At 66.3% G+C, this 17,280-nt stretch carries 21 protein-coding genes; 17 read left to right on the top strand and 4 right to left on the bottom strand.

Going from position 1 to position 17,280, the window contains the following annotated elements:
- Positions 1-29: 29 nt before the first annotated feature.
- From dnaQ to ACETPF_RS18655, 7 genes are all read left to right on the top strand, one after another.
- The gene (gene dnaQ / locus ACETPF_RS18685) at positions 30-722 is read left to right on the top strand and encodes a DNA polymerase III subunit epsilon (protein ID WP_373936115.1); all 693 of its coding nucleotides are present in this window, start codon (positions 30-32) and stop codon (positions 720-722) included.
- An 80-nt stretch (positions 723-802) separates the two neighbouring features.
- Positions 803-1,396: a ribosome hibernation-promoting factor, HPF/YfiA family gene (gene hpf / locus ACETPF_RS18680; RefSeq protein WP_373936114.1), complete on the top strand. Its 594-nt coding sequence runs from the start codon at positions 803-805 to the stop codon at positions 1,394-1,396.
- Between the two features lie 125 nt (positions 1,397-1,521).
- A complete protein-coding gene (locus tag ACETPF_RS18675) occupies positions 1,522-1,989 on the top strand; it encodes a PTS sugar transporter subunit IIA (protein WP_373936113.1) in 468 nt (155 codons plus the stop codon).
- Positions 1,976-2,437, top strand: coding sequence for a PaaI family thioesterase (locus ACETPF_RS18670; RefSeq protein ID WP_373936112.1), 462 nt, complete (start codon positions 1,976-1,978; stop codon positions 2,435-2,437). Before ACETPF_RS18675 ends, ACETPF_RS18670 begins: the two co-directional genes overlap by 14 nt.
- A complete protein-coding gene (locus ACETPF_RS18665; RefSeq protein ID WP_373936111.1) occupies positions 2,427-2,768 on the top strand; it encodes a DUF1491 family protein in 342 nt (113 codons plus the stop codon). Before ACETPF_RS18670 ends, ACETPF_RS18665 begins: the two co-directional genes overlap by 11 nt.
- Positions 2,769-2,945: 177 nt before the next feature.
- Positions 2,946-3,611 carry a cell wall hydrolase gene (locus ACETPF_RS18660; RefSeq protein WP_373936110.1) on the top strand — a complete coding sequence of 222 codons (666 nt, stop codon included), beginning with the start codon at positions 2,946-2,948 and terminating at the stop codon, positions 3,609-3,611.
- Between the two features lie 93 nt (positions 3,612-3,704).
- On the top strand, positions 3,705-4,199 hold the full coding sequence (locus ACETPF_RS18655) for an MmcB family DNA repair protein (protein WP_373936109.1): 495 nt from the start codon (positions 3,705-3,707) through the stop codon (positions 4,197-4,199).
- A 157-nt stretch (positions 4,200-4,356) separates the two neighbouring features.
- Here ACETPF_RS18655 and ACETPF_RS18650 read toward each other — a convergent pair whose 3' ends face one another.
- Positions 4,357-4,971, bottom strand: coding sequence for an ankyrin repeat domain-containing protein (locus ACETPF_RS18650; RefSeq protein ID WP_373936108.1), 615 nt, complete (start codon positions 4,969-4,971; stop codon positions 4,357-4,359).
- Positions 4,972-5,011: 40 nt separating this feature from the next.
- On the opposite strand from ACETPF_RS18650, the gene ACETPF_RS18645 reads away from it, so the two are divergent.
- Genes ACETPF_RS18645 through ACETPF_RS18635 form a run of 3 tightly spaced genes read left to right on the top strand, consistent with a single transcriptional unit; the run spans position 5,012 to position 6,772 of the window.
- Positions 5,012-5,656 carry an SCO family protein gene (locus ACETPF_RS18645; protein WP_373936107.1) on the top strand — a complete coding sequence of 215 codons (645 nt, stop codon included), beginning with the start codon at positions 5,012-5,014 and terminating at the stop codon, positions 5,654-5,656.
- On the top strand, positions 5,644-6,081 hold the full coding sequence (locus ACETPF_RS18640; protein ID WP_373936106.1) for a YcgN family cysteine cluster protein: 438 nt from the start codon (positions 5,644-5,646) through the stop codon (positions 6,079-6,081). The genes ACETPF_RS18645 and ACETPF_RS18640 overlap by 13 nt, the downstream gene beginning before the upstream one ends.
- Positions 6,062-6,772, top strand: a complete 711-nt coding sequence (locus tag ACETPF_RS18635; RefSeq protein WP_373936105.1) for a M48 family metallopeptidase — start codon at positions 6,062-6,064, stop codon at positions 6,770-6,772. Before ACETPF_RS18640 ends, ACETPF_RS18635 begins: the two co-directional genes overlap by 20 nt.
- A 208-nt stretch (positions 6,773-6,980) precedes the next feature.
- On the opposite strand, the gene trhO is transcribed toward ACETPF_RS18635, so the two are convergent.
- Entirely contained in the window at positions 6,981-7,808 is an 828-nt protein-coding gene (gene trhO / locus ACETPF_RS18630; RefSeq protein ID WP_373936104.1) for an oxygen-dependent tRNA uridine(34) hydroxylase TrhO, read from the bottom strand.
- 66 nt (positions 7,809-7,874) lie between these two features.
- Here trhO and pdeM point away from each other — a divergent pair, with 66 nt between their 5' ends.
- Positions 7,875-8,534, top strand: coding sequence for a ligase-associated DNA damage response endonuclease PdeM (gene pdeM / locus ACETPF_RS18625; protein ID WP_373936103.1), 660 nt, complete (start codon positions 7,875-7,877; stop codon positions 8,532-8,534).
- Between the two features lie 189 nt (positions 8,535-8,723).
- Positions 8,724-11,537, top strand: a complete 2,814-nt coding sequence (locus ACETPF_RS18620) for a TonB-dependent receptor (protein WP_373936102.1) — start codon at positions 8,724-8,726, stop codon at positions 11,535-11,537.
- On the opposite strand, the gene ACETPF_RS18615 is transcribed toward ACETPF_RS18620, so the two are convergent.
- Complete coding sequence (locus tag ACETPF_RS18615) at positions 11,515-12,249, bottom strand: YggS family pyridoxal phosphate-dependent enzyme (protein WP_373936101.1); 735 nt, start codon at positions 12,247-12,249, stop codon at positions 11,515-11,517. The genes ACETPF_RS18620 and ACETPF_RS18615 overlap by 23 nt on opposite strands.
- Positions 12,250-12,271: 22 nt before the next feature.
- Here ACETPF_RS18615 and ACETPF_RS18610 point away from each other — a divergent pair, with 22 nt between their 5' ends.
- Positions 12,272-12,820 (top strand): thiamine phosphate synthase, encoded by a 549-nt coding sequence (locus ACETPF_RS18610; RefSeq protein ID WP_373936100.1) that lies wholly within the window; start codon positions 12,272-12,274, stop codon positions 12,818-12,820.
- Between the two features lie 9 nt (positions 12,821-12,829).
- Here the strand turns inward: ACETPF_RS18610 and ACETPF_RS18605 are convergent, their stop codons facing one another.
- Positions 12,830-13,504, bottom strand: a complete 675-nt coding sequence (locus ACETPF_RS18605) for an HAD family hydrolase (RefSeq protein ID WP_373936099.1) — start codon at positions 13,502-13,504, stop codon at positions 12,830-12,832.
- A gap of 98 nt (positions 13,505-13,602) precedes the next feature.
- Here ACETPF_RS18605 and ACETPF_RS18600 point away from each other — a divergent pair, with 98 nt between their 5' ends.
- The 4 genes from ACETPF_RS18600 to ACETPF_RS18585 are packed head-to-tail and all read left to right on the top strand — an operon-like array spanning position 13,603 to position 17,182.
- On the top strand, positions 13,603-14,712 hold the full coding sequence (locus ACETPF_RS18600) for an ABC transporter permease (RefSeq protein WP_373936098.1): 1,110 nt from the start codon (positions 13,603-13,605) through the stop codon (positions 14,710-14,712).
- On the top strand, positions 14,712-15,584 hold the full coding sequence (locus ACETPF_RS18595; protein WP_373936097.1) for an ABC transporter ATP-binding protein: 873 nt from the start codon (positions 14,712-14,714) through the stop codon (positions 15,582-15,584). Before ACETPF_RS18600 ends, ACETPF_RS18595 begins: the two co-directional genes overlap by 1 nt.
- Positions 15,585-15,587: 3 nt before the next feature.
- The gene (locus ACETPF_RS18590) at positions 15,588-16,550 is read left to right on the top strand and encodes an MlaD family protein (protein ID WP_373936096.1); all 963 of its coding nucleotides are present in this window, start codon (positions 15,588-15,590) and stop codon (positions 16,548-16,550) included.
- Between the two features lie 20 nt (positions 16,551-16,570).
- Entirely contained in the window at positions 16,571-17,182 is a 612-nt protein-coding gene (locus tag ACETPF_RS18585) for an ABC-type transport auxiliary lipoprotein family protein (protein WP_373936153.1), read from the top strand.
- Positions 17,183-17,280: the final 98 nt, after the last annotated feature.

The raw sequence follows: 17,280 nt of genomic DNA, 5'->3' as shown, positions 1-17,280 counted from the left end.
ATAGCATCGGAAGAGTCGTTGAAGAGGCCATGCGCGAAGTCATTTTCGATACCGAAACGACAGGATTTGATCCGGCATCGGGCGACCGGATGGTCGAGATCGGCTGTATCGAACTGGTGAATCGGATGCCGACCGGCCGCACTTTCCACGCTTATTATCATCCCGAACGCGACATGCCCGCCGCCGCCTTCGCGGTGCACGGCCTGTCCGCCGATTTCCTCGCCAAACATCCGGTGTTTGCGCGCGGCGCGCTGGAATTGCTGGACTTTCTGGAGGACAGCCCGCTGGTCGCGCACAATGCGCGGTTCGACTTCGGCTTCCTCAACCATGAATTGCGCCTGTGCGGCCATCCCGAAGTGTCGATGGACCGGATGATCGACACCGTCGCCATCGCGCGCCAAATGCACCCCGGCGCGAAGCACAGTCTGGACGCGCTCTGCACCCGCTACGGCATCGACCGCAGCCACCGCATCAAGCATGGCGCGCTGCTCGACGCCGAATTGCTGGCGCAACTCTATATCGAACTGACCGGCGGCCGTCAGATCGGCCTTGGTCTTGCACAGGAGGAAGAAAGCGAAATCGTCAGGGTGGAACTGACGGCATCCGCCGTGGTTCGCCCTGTTCGTCCCGCGCGGGTCTTTGCGGCCAGCGCGGCGGAGCTGGAACGGCACGCGGCGTTCATCGCGACGCTCAAGGAGCCGCTCTGGCTGACGGAGGCATAGACGCGACCCAAGCGGCCTATGCCCTCCGCACCCAACCGGACCGCTTCCCTGGCGGCCCGGCAAGAATAAGGAGAAGGCATATGGATATTCGTGTTTCCGGGCATCAGGTGGAAACGGGTGAGGCGCTGAAAAGCCATGTCACCGATCGTTTGCAGGCGGTGGCCGAGAAATATTTTTCCCGCGCGCTTTCCGCCCAGGTCACCTTCCGCAAGGCGCCGCATGGCGCATTTCACTGCGACATCGTCTGCCATGTGATGACCGGGCTGATCCTGAAGGGCGCGGGCGAGGCGCAGGAGGCGCATCCGTCCTTCGACCAGGCGGCCGACAAGATCGAAAAGCAGCTGCGCCGGTACATGCGCCGCCTGAAGGACCGCAGCGCCCAGACGGCGGCGGCCGAGGCGCAGCGCGCCAGCGGATATAGCGTCGATGACATCGACGGCGCTGGATACACCATCTTCGCCGGTGGCGCCGAGGAGGAGGAACCGGCGGACGCCCCGCTGATCGTCGCCGAAACCCGCGTCGATATCCCGGAAGCGAGCGTGTCCGACGCGGTCATGATGCTCGACCTTCGCAACACCAACGCGCTGTTGTTCGTCAATGCCGGCACATCGGCCTACAACATGGTCTATCGCCGCCATGACGGCACGATTGGATGGGTTGAACCGCGGGCCTGACCCTCTGGTCCGGCCCCGGCCGCCTGTTGACCATCCGGCGCAGGCGGCTTAAGGGGCCGGGCTTTCACACTCCGGGGATCGCGCGAGGACATGACGCTGCGCGGCCCGGCCGTTTCGGATTGGCCATGGTTCATTTCACCGACATCGTATCGCCCGAGGCGCTTGCCACGGGTGTCGCCGCCAATGGCAAGAAGTCGCTCTTCCAGAAGATCGCTACCCTCGCTTCCTGCGCCTACGGGCTGGAGGCGGACGAGGTCGCCGATGCGCTGTTCGAACGCGAACGGCTCGGGTCGACCGGCTTTGGTGGCGGCGTCGCGATCCCGCACGCCAAGATTCCCGGCCTCGCCCGCATGTGCGGGGTGGTGGTGCTGCTCGATCCGGCGGTGCCGTTCGATGCGGTCGATGATGCGCCGGTGGACATATTATTCGCTCTGCTCTCGCCAGTCGACAGCGGGGCGGAGCATCTCAAGACGCTCGCTCGCGTGTCGCGCTATCTGCGCGACGAGTCGGTCGTGGCGCGGTTGCGCGGCGCGAAATCGACCGAGGCGCTGCACGCGCTGCTCGCCGGCGGCGGGGCGCGTGACGCAGCCTGACGGGCCAAGCGGCGAGGCGGCGCATTTCCGCGCGCTTGAATCGCTCTATCGCTCCGCGCCGATCAACCGGCTGTTCCGCTCGGAACTGATAATCCCGGAGGCCGGCCGGTCGGTCATCGATTTCGACGTCGATGAAAGCCAGTTCCATGCCGCTGGCGCGATCCATGGCACCGTCTATTTCAAGATGCTGGACGACGCGGCCTTCTACGCCGCCAACAGCCTGGTCAGCGACCGTTTCCTGCTGACCACTGCCTTCAATCTGCTCTTCACCCGCCCGATCGGCCCTGGCCGGATTCGCGCCGAGGGCCGTTGGATCAGCGGCAAGCGCCGCGTCTATGTCGCCGAAGCCAGCTTGATCGACGCCGATGGCGAGGAAGTGGGGCGCGGCACCGGCACCTTCATGCGCTCGCAATTCGCCCTTTCGTCCCTCCCCGGCTATGGCGGCTGAGTCGCGGCTGACCAGCGCCATGCTGGTCGGAGCACTGCGTCGCCGCGTTAATCAAGCAGGCGGCTTTGCCACCATCCTTGTGAAAGGCGACGATATCAGCGGCGTCATCCTGGTGCAGGCGCTTGAAAAAGGATGCTTTGCCGGCCTGTTCGAGCGGGTGCCGAACCTTGATGGACGTTATGCGTTGATACGCTGCGGACCAGCTCCGCAAGACGGCGCGGAGGCGCTCGATCAGTATATAGCGCGTCGCCGCAGGTCGGACCCCGACCTGTGGATGGTCGAGCTTGATATCCCGAACGCAGAACGGTTCGCCGCTGAAACGATCTGCTGATCGTTGACTCTCCGATATGAGTTGTGCAGACGGCCGCGCACGCCAACGCGCAGGTTGCCGCATTCGTCCATGGGGGGCGGACGCGGTAAACACGCAGACGGGGGGCGGCCGGTCGTCGGTAGAATATCGGGTAAAAAGACGACGCCCTGGCCAAGAACCGCCTAATTTTGAGCCATAATGAGTTTCCGACTGAAAGCTGCCATCACGGTGGCATTTGCCCTGTCCGCTACAGCCGCGGTCACGGCCTCCGATATGTCGATCGCGGGTGAAGCCATCCCCTCGGCAGTCTCTCTTTCCGGTGCCCTTCCGGTGGCGCCGTCGGCCGGCAGCCAGCCCGCCGTGATCTTTTCAGCGCCGCGCGAAGTCGCGCAGCCGCTGACTCCCGCCCCCAAGGGCGAGACCCCGATTTCCCCCGACTCGCAGGTTCAGGCAAGCAGCCTCGCTGCTCTGGTCGACGCCCATGGCGCGCCCGAGGAGCTGGATGGCGACATGAAGTGCCTGGCCGGGGCCGTGTATTTTGAAGCGAAGGGCGAAAGCCTGGAGGGCCAGCTGGCCGTCGCGCGCGTCATCATCAACCGCGCCAAGTCCGGTCGCTTCGCCGACAGCCTGTGCGGCGTCGTCTATCAGCCGAGCCAGTTCAGCTTCGTGCGCGGCCGCGCCATGCCGCCGATCCGCACGGAAAGCCGCGACTGGCGCGAGGCCGTCGCCGTCGCGCAGATCGCGGCCGAAGGCGGCTGGGACAGCCGAGCCGAAGGCGCGCTCTTCTTCCACGCCCGCCGCGTCTCGCCCGGCTGGGGCAAGGCCAAGCTGGCGTCGATCGACAATCACATCTTTTATCGCTGATGTGCCGCGCATGAGCGCCGCATCCTGAAACGGCCGGTTCGGTTCGCCGAATCGGCCTTTTCATTTGTTCCTGACCTGTTCTAATGTCGGACCATGGACGCCGCCATCTCCGACAGTTGCTCGCCCCTGACCGATGGCACCGCGCTCGCCGTCGCGCGTGGCACGCTGCGGCTCTTCTTCCGTCACGACATGAGCGGCATATTGGAAGTGCCCCTGCCCAATGGCCGCCGCGCCGACATCATGGCGATCGACGGCGCAGGGCGGCTGACCATTGTCGAGATCAAATGCAGCCGAGCCGATCTGATGGGCGACATGAAATGGCCCGACTATTTCGACTATTGCGACCGTTTCTTCTGGGCGGTGCCGGCAGGGTTCGACCTCGCCTTGTTCGACAGCGAGGCGCTCTGGCCCGCGCGCACCGGCCTCATCGTCGCCGACCAATATGACGCCGAACTGGTCCGCCCCGCGCCGGTTGAACCGCTGGCCGCCGCCCGGCGCAAGGCCGAAACCCTCCGCTTCGCCCGCCGCGCCGCCCGCCGCCTGACCGCGCTCAGCGATCCCGACCATGCGGCGGAACTGGGGTGGTAGGGACCGCCAGGAGAATGTGAGTTTTATCTGACCCGTTCGCTTCGAGCAGGTTCGAGCGCAGTCGAGAACCGCCCGTCGCGAAGTCTTGGCAATCGTTCTCGACTTCGCTCGAACGCTATTCCGATCGAACGGAACGGTTCAGGGCAGGGTTCGTGGCCTAGAAAACCGGGCCCTGCACCGGCCCCGCCGGCTTCGCAACGCTGCCCTTCGCCGCATCCAGCGCTTCGGTAAGGCCCGGCGTGCGCGTGTCGCGCTGGGCATAGTCCTTCGCGGACATGCCGGCGATGCTGTCGCGCTTGTCGGGATTAGCGCCCTGCGCCACCAGCAGGCGGACGAGCGCCACGTCGCGCAGCTGCACCGCGCGGATCAGCGGGGTTTCGCCGTTGTCGTTCACCTTGTCGACCTGCGCCTTGTAGCTCAGCAGCGTCCGCACCCCTTCCTCGAACCGGCCCTGCACCGCGTCCATCAGCGGCGTGTTGCCGTCATTGTCGGTAAGGTTGGGGTTCGCCCCTTTCGCCAGCAGGAAAGTGAGCCAGCTCGCGTCGCGGCGCGCGACCACGATATGCAGCGCATTTTCGCCGCTGGTGACGTCGCGGCTGTTGATGACGGTGGAGCCGGGTTTCTGGATGAGGTCGGTGACCTTCTGCCCGTCCTTGTCCTTGACCGCTTTCAGGAAATTATAATTGTCCGAAAACTGCGCCTGTGCCGCTTGCGGGGCCATCAGCCCCAGCGCCAGCGATCCCAGAAGTGCGGTCAGGCGTTTCGTCGTCATGGTCAGGCCCCGTTGATTGCAAATCGCGTGCTAGCAGGGCATGGCTGGCCCCGCCATGAACAAAGACCTCGCCGCCTTCATCCTGCCCGCGCTCGCCCTGCTATCCGCCTGCAATATGGGGGACGGGGGCAATGCATCAAGCGTTGAGGGCGATCTTGTCGGCGCGCGGATCGGCGCGCCCTTCACCCTGATCGATCAGAATGGCAAGCCCGCCCGCTGGAGCGACTATCAGGGCAAATATCGCCTCGTCTATTTCGGCTACACCTACTGCCCCGATGTCTGCCCGATCGACCTGCAACGCATCATGCAGGGCTTTTCGACGTTCGAGAAGGAAAAGCCCGCGCTTGCCGCCAGGGTGCAGCCCATCTTCATCAGCGTCGATCCCGGCCGCGACACGCCCGAAGTCCTCAAAAATTACGTCGCCGCCTTTCACCCGCGCCTCGTCGGCCTCACCGGCAGCCAGGAGCAGATCGCGAAGGTCGCCAAGGATTTCGTGGTCGTTTACAATGCCGAGGAAAGCAAGGGCGCGAGCGACTATCTCGTCAGCCACAGCCGCACCCCCTATCTGTTCGATCCTGACGGCAAGCCGGTCGCGCTGGTGCCGGTGGACGATCCCGCCACCCCGGACAAGGATGAAGGCGCGCCCGGCAACGTGACCGCCTTCCTCGACCGATGGATCAAGTGACGCCCTTCTGGGAAAAGCCCCTCGATCAGCTCGACCGCGCCGAGTGGGAGGCGCTGTGCGACGGCTGCGGCAAATGCTGCCTGCACAAATGCCAGGATGAGGATACGGGCAACATCTACCCCACCAATGTCGCTTGTCGCCTGCTTGATCGCCACAGCGGCCAGTGCAGCAATTACAAGGATCGCCGCAAATTCGTCCCCGATTGCGTGCGGCTGACCCCGGCGAAGGTGCGGCAGATCGAATGGCTGCCGCGCACATGCGCCTATCGGCTACGCGGCGAGGGGCTGCCGCTGCCGGAATGGCATTATCTGGTCTCGGGCGATCGGGACGCGGTGCATCGCGCCGGCGAATCGGTGCGCGGCTGGACGGTGGCGGAGGCGGACGCCGGCGACTGGGAAAATCACCTTGTCGACCGGGAACTCTGACGCCGCCATCCTGGTCGATGGGGTGGCGATGCCGGTGCGCGTGCGCCGCTCCGCCCGCGCGCGCGCCTACCGGTTGACGATCGACGCGACGCGCGGCGAGCTGCGCCTGTCGCTCCCCGTGCGCGCCAATCTTGGCAAGGCGCTGGGCTGGGCGCAGGGCCATGAGGGCTGGGTCCGCGCGCAGATGGCGAAGCAGCCGACAGTCACCCGTCTGGAGAACGGCGCGGTCTTTCCGCTGGAGGGGCAGGACATCCGCATCTGCTGGGTCGAGGGCGCGACCCGCACGATCCGGGTGGAGGCGGACCGGCTGACGCTGGGCGGCGCGGCGGAATCGGTCGGCGCGCGGGTCGAGCGCTGGCTCGTCGCGCGGGCGCGCACGGTGCTGGAGGCGGAGACCCGCGCGATGGCGGCGGACCACGGCCTCACCGTCGCCTCGGTCGGCATCGGCGATCCGCGCAGCCGCTGGGGCAGCTGCGCGTCGGACGGAGCGATCCGCTACAGCTGGCGGCTGATCCACTGCCCGCCTGACGTTCGCCGCGCGACCGTCGCGCACGAGTTGGCGCACCTGCTGCACATGGACCACAGCCCCGCCTTCCACGCCGCCCACCGCCGCATCTACGGCGCCGACCCGAAGCCGGCGCGCGCCTGGTTGCGGGCGCATGGCGCGGGGTTGCATAGGTTTCGGGCATGATCGGCGATTTCCTTCTCCCTTGGACGGAGAAGGATAGGAAGCCCTACGAGCGAAGCGAGTTAGGCGCAGTTGGATGAGGGGGAATGGGCGATGGTTGGGGCGTTAGCGCGACATCGCTCCACCCTCACCCAGCTTCGACTGGGCAGCACGCTGCCAAGTCTTCGCATCCCTCTCCCATCAAGGGAGAGGGGATTTGACACGCACTTTCCTACCCCCGATGCGGCCACGCCCCCGACTCATCCCCCGCGCAGTCGTGCGCGGCGTCCCGCTTGTGCGGCAGGCCGCAGGCGCGGCAGGTCGTGTAATCGCCGGGTTTCAGGCCATGGCCCACCGCCACCCGCTCGTCGAAGACGTAGCAGTCGCCCCGCCAGCGGCTCTCCCCCTCCGGCACCTCCTCCAGATAGCGCAAGATCCCGCCCTTGAGGTGATAGACCGCCTCGAACCCGCGCGCCTTCACCAGAGCGGTGGACTTTTCGCAGCGTATCCCGCCGGTGCAGAACATCGCTATCTTGGGCTGGCGGCCCTCCGCTTTCAGAGTCCCGGCAAACCCGTCGAACCAGGCGGGAAAGTCGCGGAACGATCGTGTCCCGGGGTCGATCGCGCCCTCGAAACTCCCTACCGCCACCTCATAGGCGTTGCGCGTGTCGATCACGATCGTGTCGGGATCGGCGATCAGCGCGTTCCACTCTGCCGGATCGAGATGCAGGCCCGCCTGATGCGCCGGATCGAGGTCGCCTGCTCCGAGCGTCACGATCTCCGCCTTCACCTTCACCTTCATCCGCGCGAAGGGCGCGGCATCCGCCTCCGCATATTTGACATCGGTGTCGGCGCAGCCCGGTAGCGCGCGGATATGCGCCACCAAAGTCGCGATCGCCTCGGCCGATCCCGCGACCGTGCCGTTGATGCCCTCCCCCGCGATGATCAGCGTGCCGCAGGTGCCAAGGTCGGCGCACAGCGCCCGCAGATCGGCGGCGATCGCCTCCGGCTCCTCGAAGCGGGCGAAACGATAGAGGGCGGCGACGGTGAAGGGGGGCATGGCCGCGCCTATAGGGCTTACCGCCCCCTCTTGAAAGCCGCTGCGGGGAGGCGCATAGGCGGGGTCATGGTTCCCCTTTCGTTCGCAGGTCACATCTTTCTGGCGCTCCCCGAAGCCGCGCTCTTCTGGCCCGCGCAGCGCGCGCTGCTGGTCGCCGACCTGCATTTCGAAAAGGCGAGCTGGTATGCGCGGTTCGGCCAGTTCCTGCCTCCCCATGACAGCCATGCCACGCTGGACCTTATCGAAAGGCTGGTAGAACGCACCGGCGCGCAGGCGGTCTGGTCGCTCGGCGACAGCTTCCACGATCGCGATGGCGCGGCCCGGCTCGCCCCCGACGTTCGCGAAAAGCTGATTTCCCTTACGGAAAGGATGGACTGGACCTGGATTACCGGCAATCATGACGTCGGTGTCGCGACCATGCCGGGGGGGCGGCGCGTGGCGGAGGCGGAACTGGGGGGCATATGGCTGCGGCACGAGGCGCAGGCCGATGATCCCCGTCCCGAGATATCGGGCCATTTCCATCCCAAGCTGCGTCTGTCCCTGCGCGGCCGGCATGTGTCGCGCCGGTGCTTCGTGGGGTCGGCGACCAAGCTGATCCTGCCGGCGCTGGGCACGCTGACCGGAGGGCTGGATGCGGGACATGGCGAGATTCGGCGCGCTGTGGGGCCGGGGGCGGCGGCTCTGGTGCCGGTTGCAGACCGGCTGCTGCGCTTTCCGTTATCGTAAAGCGACGTTACGGAAAGCAGATATTAAGCCGTTGCCTTTAGGCAACAGCCTATGATTATGCGTCCGCTGCACCGCGAAAAAACCGCACAAAAGCTAGGGTCTATTGCCATCCCCCTGCTGTGGCAGCATAATCATGCCCACGCTGACGCGGCAAAAAGCCGCGCGCGCCAGGAGAGGATGAAGAGCATCATGACAGACAAGAGTCTTTGGCTGACGACCGTTGGCGCGCTCGCGCTCGGCATCGGTGCGCCCGCCATGGCGCAGGATGATAGCGCGCCCCAAGCCTCCGCCGATGCGTCCGCCGCCGAGGAGTCGGGTGCCGACATCATCGTCACCGCCACCCGCCGCGCCAGCCCCTTGTCCGACGTGCCGATTGCCGTGTCGGCCGTCGGCGCCGCGGCGATGCAGAATAGCGGCGCGAGCGACATCCGCACCTTGAACCAGCTCGCCCCCTCGCTGCTCGTCTCCTCCACCGGCTCCGAAGCCAACGCCTCCGCCCGCATTCGCGGCATCGGCACCGTCGGCGACAATCCCGGTCTCGAAAGCTCGGTCGCGGTGTTCATCGACGGCGTCTATCGCTCGCGCACCGGCGCGGGTCTCAACGAACTGGGCGAGATCGAGCGGGTCGAGGTGCTGCGCGGGCCGCAGGGCACGCTCTTCGGCCGCAACGCCTCGGCCGGCCTTATCAACATCATCAGCAAGGCGCCGGAGCGCGAATTCCACGCCAAGGGTGAGATCACCTACGGCAATTACGATTATTGGCGGCTGTCGGGCCGCGTCACCGGGCCGGTCGGCGACAATATCGCGCTGGCGCTCGACGGCGTCTGGAGCAAGCGCGACGGCTTCTACGATCTGGTCGACGGCGCGGGCAACAAGATCGGCGACACCAACGACCGCGACCGCTATTTCCTGCGCGGCCAGGCGCTGATCGAACCCAATGACGCGCTCTCCATCCGCCTGATCGGCGACTATACCAATCGCGACGAGAGCTGCTGCGGTGCGGCCTATATCGAGGCGCGCGAGCGGCGGCCGGTCGGCCGTGGGCCTTCCTACAGCGATGCGCCGTTCAACCGGATCGCCGCGATCCTGGCGGGCCAGGGCAGCGTCATTCCCGCCGATCCCTATGACCGCAATCTTTCCATCACGCCGGGCCGCGATTATGTGTCCAAGCTGCGCGACTGGGGTGTGTCGGGCGAGATCAACTATGATTTCGGCAATGCCAAGCTGACTAGCATCACCGCCTATCGCGACTACAAATCGCGCGACTATGGCGATTACGACTATAACCGCGCCGACCTGCTCTATCGCGATCCCAACACCTATCGCCAGTTCAAGACATTCACCCAGGAACTGCGCTTGCAGGGCAGCGCGTTCAGCGACGCGCTCGACTGGTTGGTCGGCGGCTATTACGCCAATGAACGGCTGACGCTTCAGGACAATATCCGCTTCGGCGCCGATTATGGCCGGTTTGCCGCCTGCCGCCTGATGGCGGGCGCTGGCGTAAACAGCAATTTCACCGCCCAGCAACTCGCCGCCTGCGGCAGCGGCCTTGCAACCGGGGCGCTCATCACCGGAACCCAGGCCAATCTCAACGCCGGTTTGATCGCCGCGCTCACCGGCCGGGGCGTGCCGCTGCCGATCGCTACCGCGCAGGCGGGGGCGATCTCCACCGGCCTCGGCAACGGCCTGCGGGCGCTGGCGGCGATCCCGTCGGGCGCCGGCGACGTCGCCTCCATCTACCGCCAGAAGAGCGAGAATTGGGCGCTCTTCACCCACAATATCATCCACCTGACCAACCGGCTCGATGTGACGCTGGGCCTGCGCTACACCCGCGAGCGCAAGCGTTTCTCGGCCGATCTCAACAACAACAATGCAACGTGCGCGGCGTTGCAGCCGGGCCTCGCACCGCTCGCCACCAATGCGGCGCTGGGCAGCGCGGCGACATTGGCTGGCGGCATCCTTACCTTGGGCTGCCTCGGCAACGGCTCGACGACGCTCAACGCGCTCGATCTCAACGACCGGATCAGCGATGGCGAATTCAGCGGTACGGCCGTCGTTTCATGGAAGCCGATCGACGACCTGCTGCTCTACGGCAGCTATTCCAAGGGTTACAAGGCCGGCGGCTTCAACCTCGACCGGTTCCAGCTTGGCTCGACCGGCCTCAACGTGGTCCCGGCGGTGTTCGCGCCGCGCACCAACGCAGACGTCACCAGCCTGCGCTTCGCCGCCGAAAAGGTCGACGCGTTCGAGGTGGGCCTTAAGATCAATCAGCGCAAATGGAGCGCGAACATCGCCGCCTTCCGGCAGGAGTTCAAGAATTTCCAGCTCAACACCTTCAATGGCACCAGCTTCGTCGTGCAGAATATCAATGGCTGCGACGGCGCGCTGACCGCCGCGCGCACCTGCGCCAGCGACGATGTCGCGCCCGGCCTCATCAGCCAGGGCGTCGAGCTGGAAGCATCGGTTTCGCCCGCGCGCAACCTGCGCGTGTCGGGCGGCTTCACCTGGTCGCGCGCAAAATTCGCCAACCGGCTGGTCGGCAGCAGCGACGGCCGCGTGCCGCTCGACCCGGCGCTGTTCCTGCTGCCCGGCGCGATCAACAGCAACGCGCCGCAATCGGTCACCACCGCCAGCATCGCCTGGACCCCGGAGATCGGATCGAGCGGGCTGTCGGCCCTCTTCTACATCGACGGCCGCATGAACAGCGGGTTCAACACCGGGTCGGATCTGTTCCCGGAAAAATATCAGGACGGCTTCTCGGTCTTCAACGCCCGCGTCGGCATCCGGGGCAAGGATCAGCGCTGGGCTATCGAATTCTGGGGCCAGAATATCTTCAACACCGACTATACCCAGGTCGCTTTCTCGAGTCCCCTCCAGTCGAGCAGCCCGGCCACCTCCACGACCGGCCAGTTCGCGCAAGGGGCGCCGATGGCGAACCAGCTCATCTCCGCCTATCTCGCCGAACCGCGCACCTACGGCATCACCCTGCGCGGGAGTTTCTGATCATACCCCGCCCGCTCCCCGGCACCGGGCGAGCGGGCGCGGGCCTTTCCCCGAACAAGGCAGTGCCCACGCGCACATCGGTCGCACCCAGCATGATCGCCGTCTCATAATCGCCCGACATGCCCATGGAGAGCCGCGCCAGCCCCTCTTCCCGCGCCATTTTCGCCAGCAGGGCAAAGAAAGGCGCGGGCTCGATGTCGGCGGGCGGCACGCACATCAGGCCCAGCACCGGAATGTCGGCGTCCCGCGCCGCCGCGATCAGAGCGGGCGTGTCGGCAATGGCGCACCCGCCCTTCTGCGCCTCCGCCCCGATATTGACCTGAATGAAACAGGGCACCTGCCTGCCCGCCGCGTCCATCGCCTTTGCCAGCGCATGCAGCAGCGAAGGCCGGTCGAGCCCGTGGATCACGTCGAACAAGGCGACCGCCTCGGCCGCCTTGTTCGATTGCAATTGGCCCACCAGATGCAGTTCCACATCTGGCCATTCCTCCCGCAGCGCGGGCCATTTCTCCTGGCTCTCCTGCACGCGGTTCTCGCCGAAGACGCGCTGACCCGCTGCCAGCAGCGGCCGAATGGCGGCGGCATCGTGCGTCTTGGACACGGCGATCAGGCGGATGTCGTCGCCCGCGCGTCCGGTCAGCCGCGCCGCGCGCTCAATTCCTGCGCGCACGTCCGCAAGGCGCGCGGCGGCTTCGATACTGTCGTTGCTCATCCGCGCTGCTATAGGATGGGCCATGCCCCCTCGCCACCGCAAATCCATGGCCGCGATCTGGCTGATGACCGACGAGCGGGTGAGCGATGCGGCGCTGCTCGCGGCGGCGGCGCGCCTGCCCAAGGGCCGCGCCGGCATCATCCTGCGCCATTATCGTACCGCCCCGGCCGAACGCCGCGCCCTCTTCGATGCGCTGCGCGCGATCGCGCGCCGGCGGCGGCTGACGCTGCTGCTGGCGGGATCGGCGCGCCAGGCTGCGGCGTGGCGGGCGGATGGCGCGCATGGCCGCGACCGGCGGCGCGCCCTTCGCCCCCTGTTACGCAGCGCCCCGGTTCATAACCCCCGCGAGGCGCTGGCGGCCCGGTGCGCGGACCTCTGTTTCCTCTCGCCCCTCTTCCCGACCCGCTCGCATCCCGGCGCGCCCGCGCTCGGCCGCGCGCGCTTCGCGGCACTGGCGCGCCTGATCGACGCGCCGGTCATGGCGCTGGGCGGTATAAGACCGGCACACAGGCACATGCTTGACGGCATCGGCGCAGCCGGCTGGGGCGCGATCGACAGCCTAACCGCCTGACAGTGGACATCAATCCCAATCCACCCGCGCCCACCCTCGCTCCGCCGCCAGCTTCGCCAGCGGCTTGTGCGGATTGGCCGCGAATGCCACATCCGCGAACTCCAGCATCGGCGCGTCCGACACATGATCGGAATAGGCGCGGATATGCGCGCTTCCCCGGTCGATCGCCTCGGCCGCCATCCATGCCTTGATCATCCGCAGCTTGCCGGTGTCGTAGCAATTCTCGCCGGCGATTTTGGCGCGGACGTAGCGCAGATCCTGGCTCAGATGATCGGTCGCGATCACCGCGTCGAACCCCAGCCGCCGTGCGATGGGCTCGACATAGAGGCGGTAGGATGCAGTCGCCAGCACCAGCTGGCACCCGTCCGCCCGGTCCCGCGCGATTTGCGCCACCGCCCCCTGCCGCAAATTGGTGGCGATCACCTTGTCGGCATAGCTTTCGACGTGGGGCATCAGCTTCGCGCGCTCGACATTATGGCCGACCATCAGCGCCTGGTTGATCTCCTTCAGCCGCTGCCGCGTGACGAGCTTGAGCACATAGGCCAGCATCGCCAGGATCACGCAGGGGAACAGCAGCAGTCGCCATGGTGCCATATGCCGCGCGACATGCAGCAGGAAGCCGGTATAGGTGCCGTGCACCGTCACCGTGCGGTCCATGTCGTAGATCGCCAGCCGCTGCATCATGCCGTATCCGAAACTTTTCCGTCTGCCCTTCGTTTGGGCTTGCGGATGGGCCGTTTCGGCTTGCCGCGCAACCGTTATTGGACCACACATCCCCCATAATGAACAGAGCCGCTGATCTTGCCGAAGACACACGCGACGGCGGCAGCGTGATCCGGCTTTCCGGGTCGCTCGCCATCGCCTGCCTGCGCGACCTGCCGAACCGGTTGGACGCGGTGCAGGGACCGGTGCGAGCTATCGACCTGTCCGACGTCGATCATATGGACACGATCGGCGCCTGGACCGTCCATCGCACCGCCCAGCGCCTCGGCTGCGAGATCAGCGGCGGCAGCGAGGATGCACGGCGGCTGGTCGAAGCGGTCGGCAAGCTGGACGAGCCGGTGGCGATCCGCCCGGACAAAGTGCACCCCGTTTCCCGCGTCGTCGGCCAGATCGGTGAGGCGGTGACGATGGCGGGCTCGACTCTCGTCGGCCTGGTCGGCTTTTTCGGCAGCACGCTGGTCGCGAGCTGGAACATCATCCGCCACCCCCGCCGCTTCCGCCTCAACGCGGTGGTCCAGCGGTTTGAGGTCGTCGGCGTGTCCGCGCTCGGCATCATCGGCCTCATGAGCTTCCTGATCGGCATCGTCATCGCCCAGCAGGGATCGGTGCAGCTGCGCCAGTTCGGCATGGAGATGCTGACCATCAACCTGGTCGGCCGCCTTACCTTCCGGGAACTCGGCGTGCTGATGACCGCGATCATGGTCGCGGGCCGGTCCGGCTCCGCCTTTGCCGCGCAACTCGGCACGATGAAGCTGACCGAAGAAGTCGATGCCATGCGGACCATCGGCGTGTCGCCGATGGAGGCGCTGGTGCTGCCGCGCACCCTGGCGGTCGTGGTCATGATGCCCCTGCTCGGCTTCTACAGCTCGGTCGTCGCGGTCATCGGCGGCGGGTTCCTGTGCGCGGTGTCGCTGGACATTCCACCGATCACCTTCGTCCAGCGCCTGCGGGAAGTCGTGCCCATCACCGATCTCTGGGTCGGCCTGATCAAGGCGCCGGTGTTCGGCATCATCATCGCGCTGTCCGGCTGCTTCCAGGGGATGCAGGTCAAGGCCAACGCCGAAGAGGTGGGCCTGCGCACCACCGCCGCGGTCGTGCAGGCGATCTTCCTCGTCATCGTCATAGACGCCTTCTTCGCCGTCTTTTTCACTTGGGTGGGGTGGAACTGATGAGCGAGGAAGACATCCTCGCCGCCGAGGAGCAGCGCGTCGAACGGGCGTTCGAAAGCAGCGACATCGCCATCAGGGTGCGCGGCCTCCGGAACAGCTTCGGCGACCAGACGGTGCATGAAAATCTCGACCTTGACGTCCGCAAGGGCGAGATATTGGGCGTCGTCGGCGGCTCTGGCACCGGAAAGTCGGTGCTGATGCGCTCGATCATCGGCCTCCAGACCCCCGACGAAGGGGAAATCTGCGTCTTCGGCGAATCGATGATCGGCCGGCTGGATGACGAGGCGCTGGCGATCCGCAAGCGCTGGGGCGTGCTGTTTCAGGGCGGCGCGCTTTTCTCGACGCTGACCGTGGCCGAAAATGTCGAGGTGCCGATCCGCGAATATTATCCCAATATCGGCGCGCAGCTGCGCGACGAGATCGCCGCCTACAAGATTCGCATGACCGGCCTTCCGACCGAAGCCGGCCCCAAATATCCCGCCGAATTGTCAGGCGGCATGAAGAAGCGCGCCGGCCTTGCCCGCGCGCTGGCGCTCGATCCCGACCTGCTCTTCCTCGACGAACCTACCGCCGGGCTCGACCCGATCGGCGCGGCGGCGTTCGACGAACAGACACGGCAGCTCCAGCAGACGCTCGGCCTTACCGTCTTTCTCATCACCCATGATCTCGATACGCTTTATTCGATCTGCGATCGGGTGGCGGTGCTGGCGGACAGACATGTCATCGCGGTGGGAACGATCGAGGAGCTGCTGGCGACCGATCATCCGTGGATTCAGGAATATTTCAACGGCCCGCGCGGCCGCGCCGCGACTGCGGCGGTCATGCGCGAAAAGAACAGGGCGGCGGACGGCCCGCCGGACGGAAGGCGATAGGATATGGAAACCCGCTCCAATCATGTGCTGGTGGGCACGGTCACGCTCTTGCTGCTGGCCGCGATCATGGCCGCCGCCTTCTGGTTCTCGCGCCTGTCGCAGGGCGACAATCAGGAATATGACATCTTTTTCAAACAGTCGGTAAACGGCCTCGCCAAGGGGTCGGCGGTCAACTATTCGGGCGTGCCGTCGGGCCAGGTCGAAAAGATCGAGCTGTGGAAGCGCGATCCCAGTTTCGTGAAGGTCCGCATCTCCGTCCGCGAAGGCACCCCGGTGCTTCAGGGCACGACCGCGACCATCTCTGGCGTCGGCTTTACCGGCGTCAGCGAAATCGTGCTCGACGGCGCGGTCAAGGGCGCGCCGCCGATCCTTTGCCCGGCCGAAAACGTCACCGCCGCCTGCCCCGACGGCGTTCCCGTCATCCCGACCAAGCCGGGTGCGCTGGGCGAACTGCTCAACAACGCGCCGCAGCTGCTGGAGCGGCTCTCGACCCTGACCGAGCGGCTGACCGAATTGCTCAATGACAAGAATCAGCAGTCGATCGCCGGCATCCTCGCCAATGTCGAGCGCGTGTCGGGCGCGTTGGCCGATCGCAGCCCGGAAATCGCCGCCACCCTCGCTGAAGCGCGCGTCGCGGTGCAGCGCACCGGGGTCGCCGTGGAGCAGATCGGCAAGCTTGCCGCCACCACCGACGCCCTGCTCAACGACCAGGGCAAACCGCTGATGGCCGACCTTCGCAAGACCGTGCAGGCGGCGACGCGCAGCATCGATACCCTCGACAAGACGATCGGCGAGGCGCAGCCCGGCGTTCGCGCCTTCAGCAACCAGACCATGCCGGAGGTCAACCAGCTGGTGCGCGACCTGCGCGAAATGTCGCGCGCCTTCCGCGGCGTCGCCGAAAAGCTCGACCAGCAGGGCGCCGGTTCGCTGGTCGGCTCGCCCAAGCTGCCGGATTACAAGCCATGATGATGAGAGAGATGCGGACGATGATCCACGCGAAACCCTTCGGCGCGATGACTGCGCTGGCCGCCGCCATCCTGCTGCCCGGCTGCGTTTCGATCGGCGGCAAACCGCCCGCGCAGTTGCTCACCCTGGACGCCGCGCAGAAGGTGCCGGCGGGCGCGGCGCGCGTGTCGGGCAACGGACGGACGCTGATCGTTGCCGATCCCGATGCGCCCAAGATGCTCGACACCATCCGCGTGCCGGTTCAGACCTCGCCAACCTCGGTCGCCTATGTCGTGAAGGTGCAGTGGGCCGACACGCCGCGCCACCTGTTCCGCCGCCTGCTCGCTGAAACCATTTCCGCCACCACCGACCGCGTCGTGCTCGACAGCGGGCAATTCTCCGGCGACGGCGGTCAGCGCCTCTCGGGCGAACTGGTCGCCTTCACCATCGACGCGCCGAGCAACAGTGCGATCGTCACCTATGACGCGGTGCTGACCACGCCCGCCGGCGTGGCCCTCGCCCGCCAACGCTTCACCGCGAGCGCGCCCGTGGGCGCCAAGATCGACGCGACGACTGTTGGCGTCCCTCTCAACAGCGCCGCCAACAAGGTGGCAAGCGACGTCGCCGCGTGGGTTGCGGCGGTGAAGGGTTGAGGCAAGTGGAAATCGCGTGCTCCGGCGAAAGCCGGAGCCCAGGGTTCACGGGCGGTCCATAGCCGCCCTGGGCTCCTGCGTCCGCAGGAGCACTGAAT

This window comes from Sphingobium agrisoli, assembly GCF_041877245.1.
Lineage (GTDB): Bacteria > Pseudomonadota > Alphaproteobacteria > Sphingomonadales > Sphingomonadaceae > Sphingobium.
The sequence above is the reverse complement of the archived record's forward strand: the minus strand, read 5'-3'. Positions and strand labels throughout refer to the sequence as shown.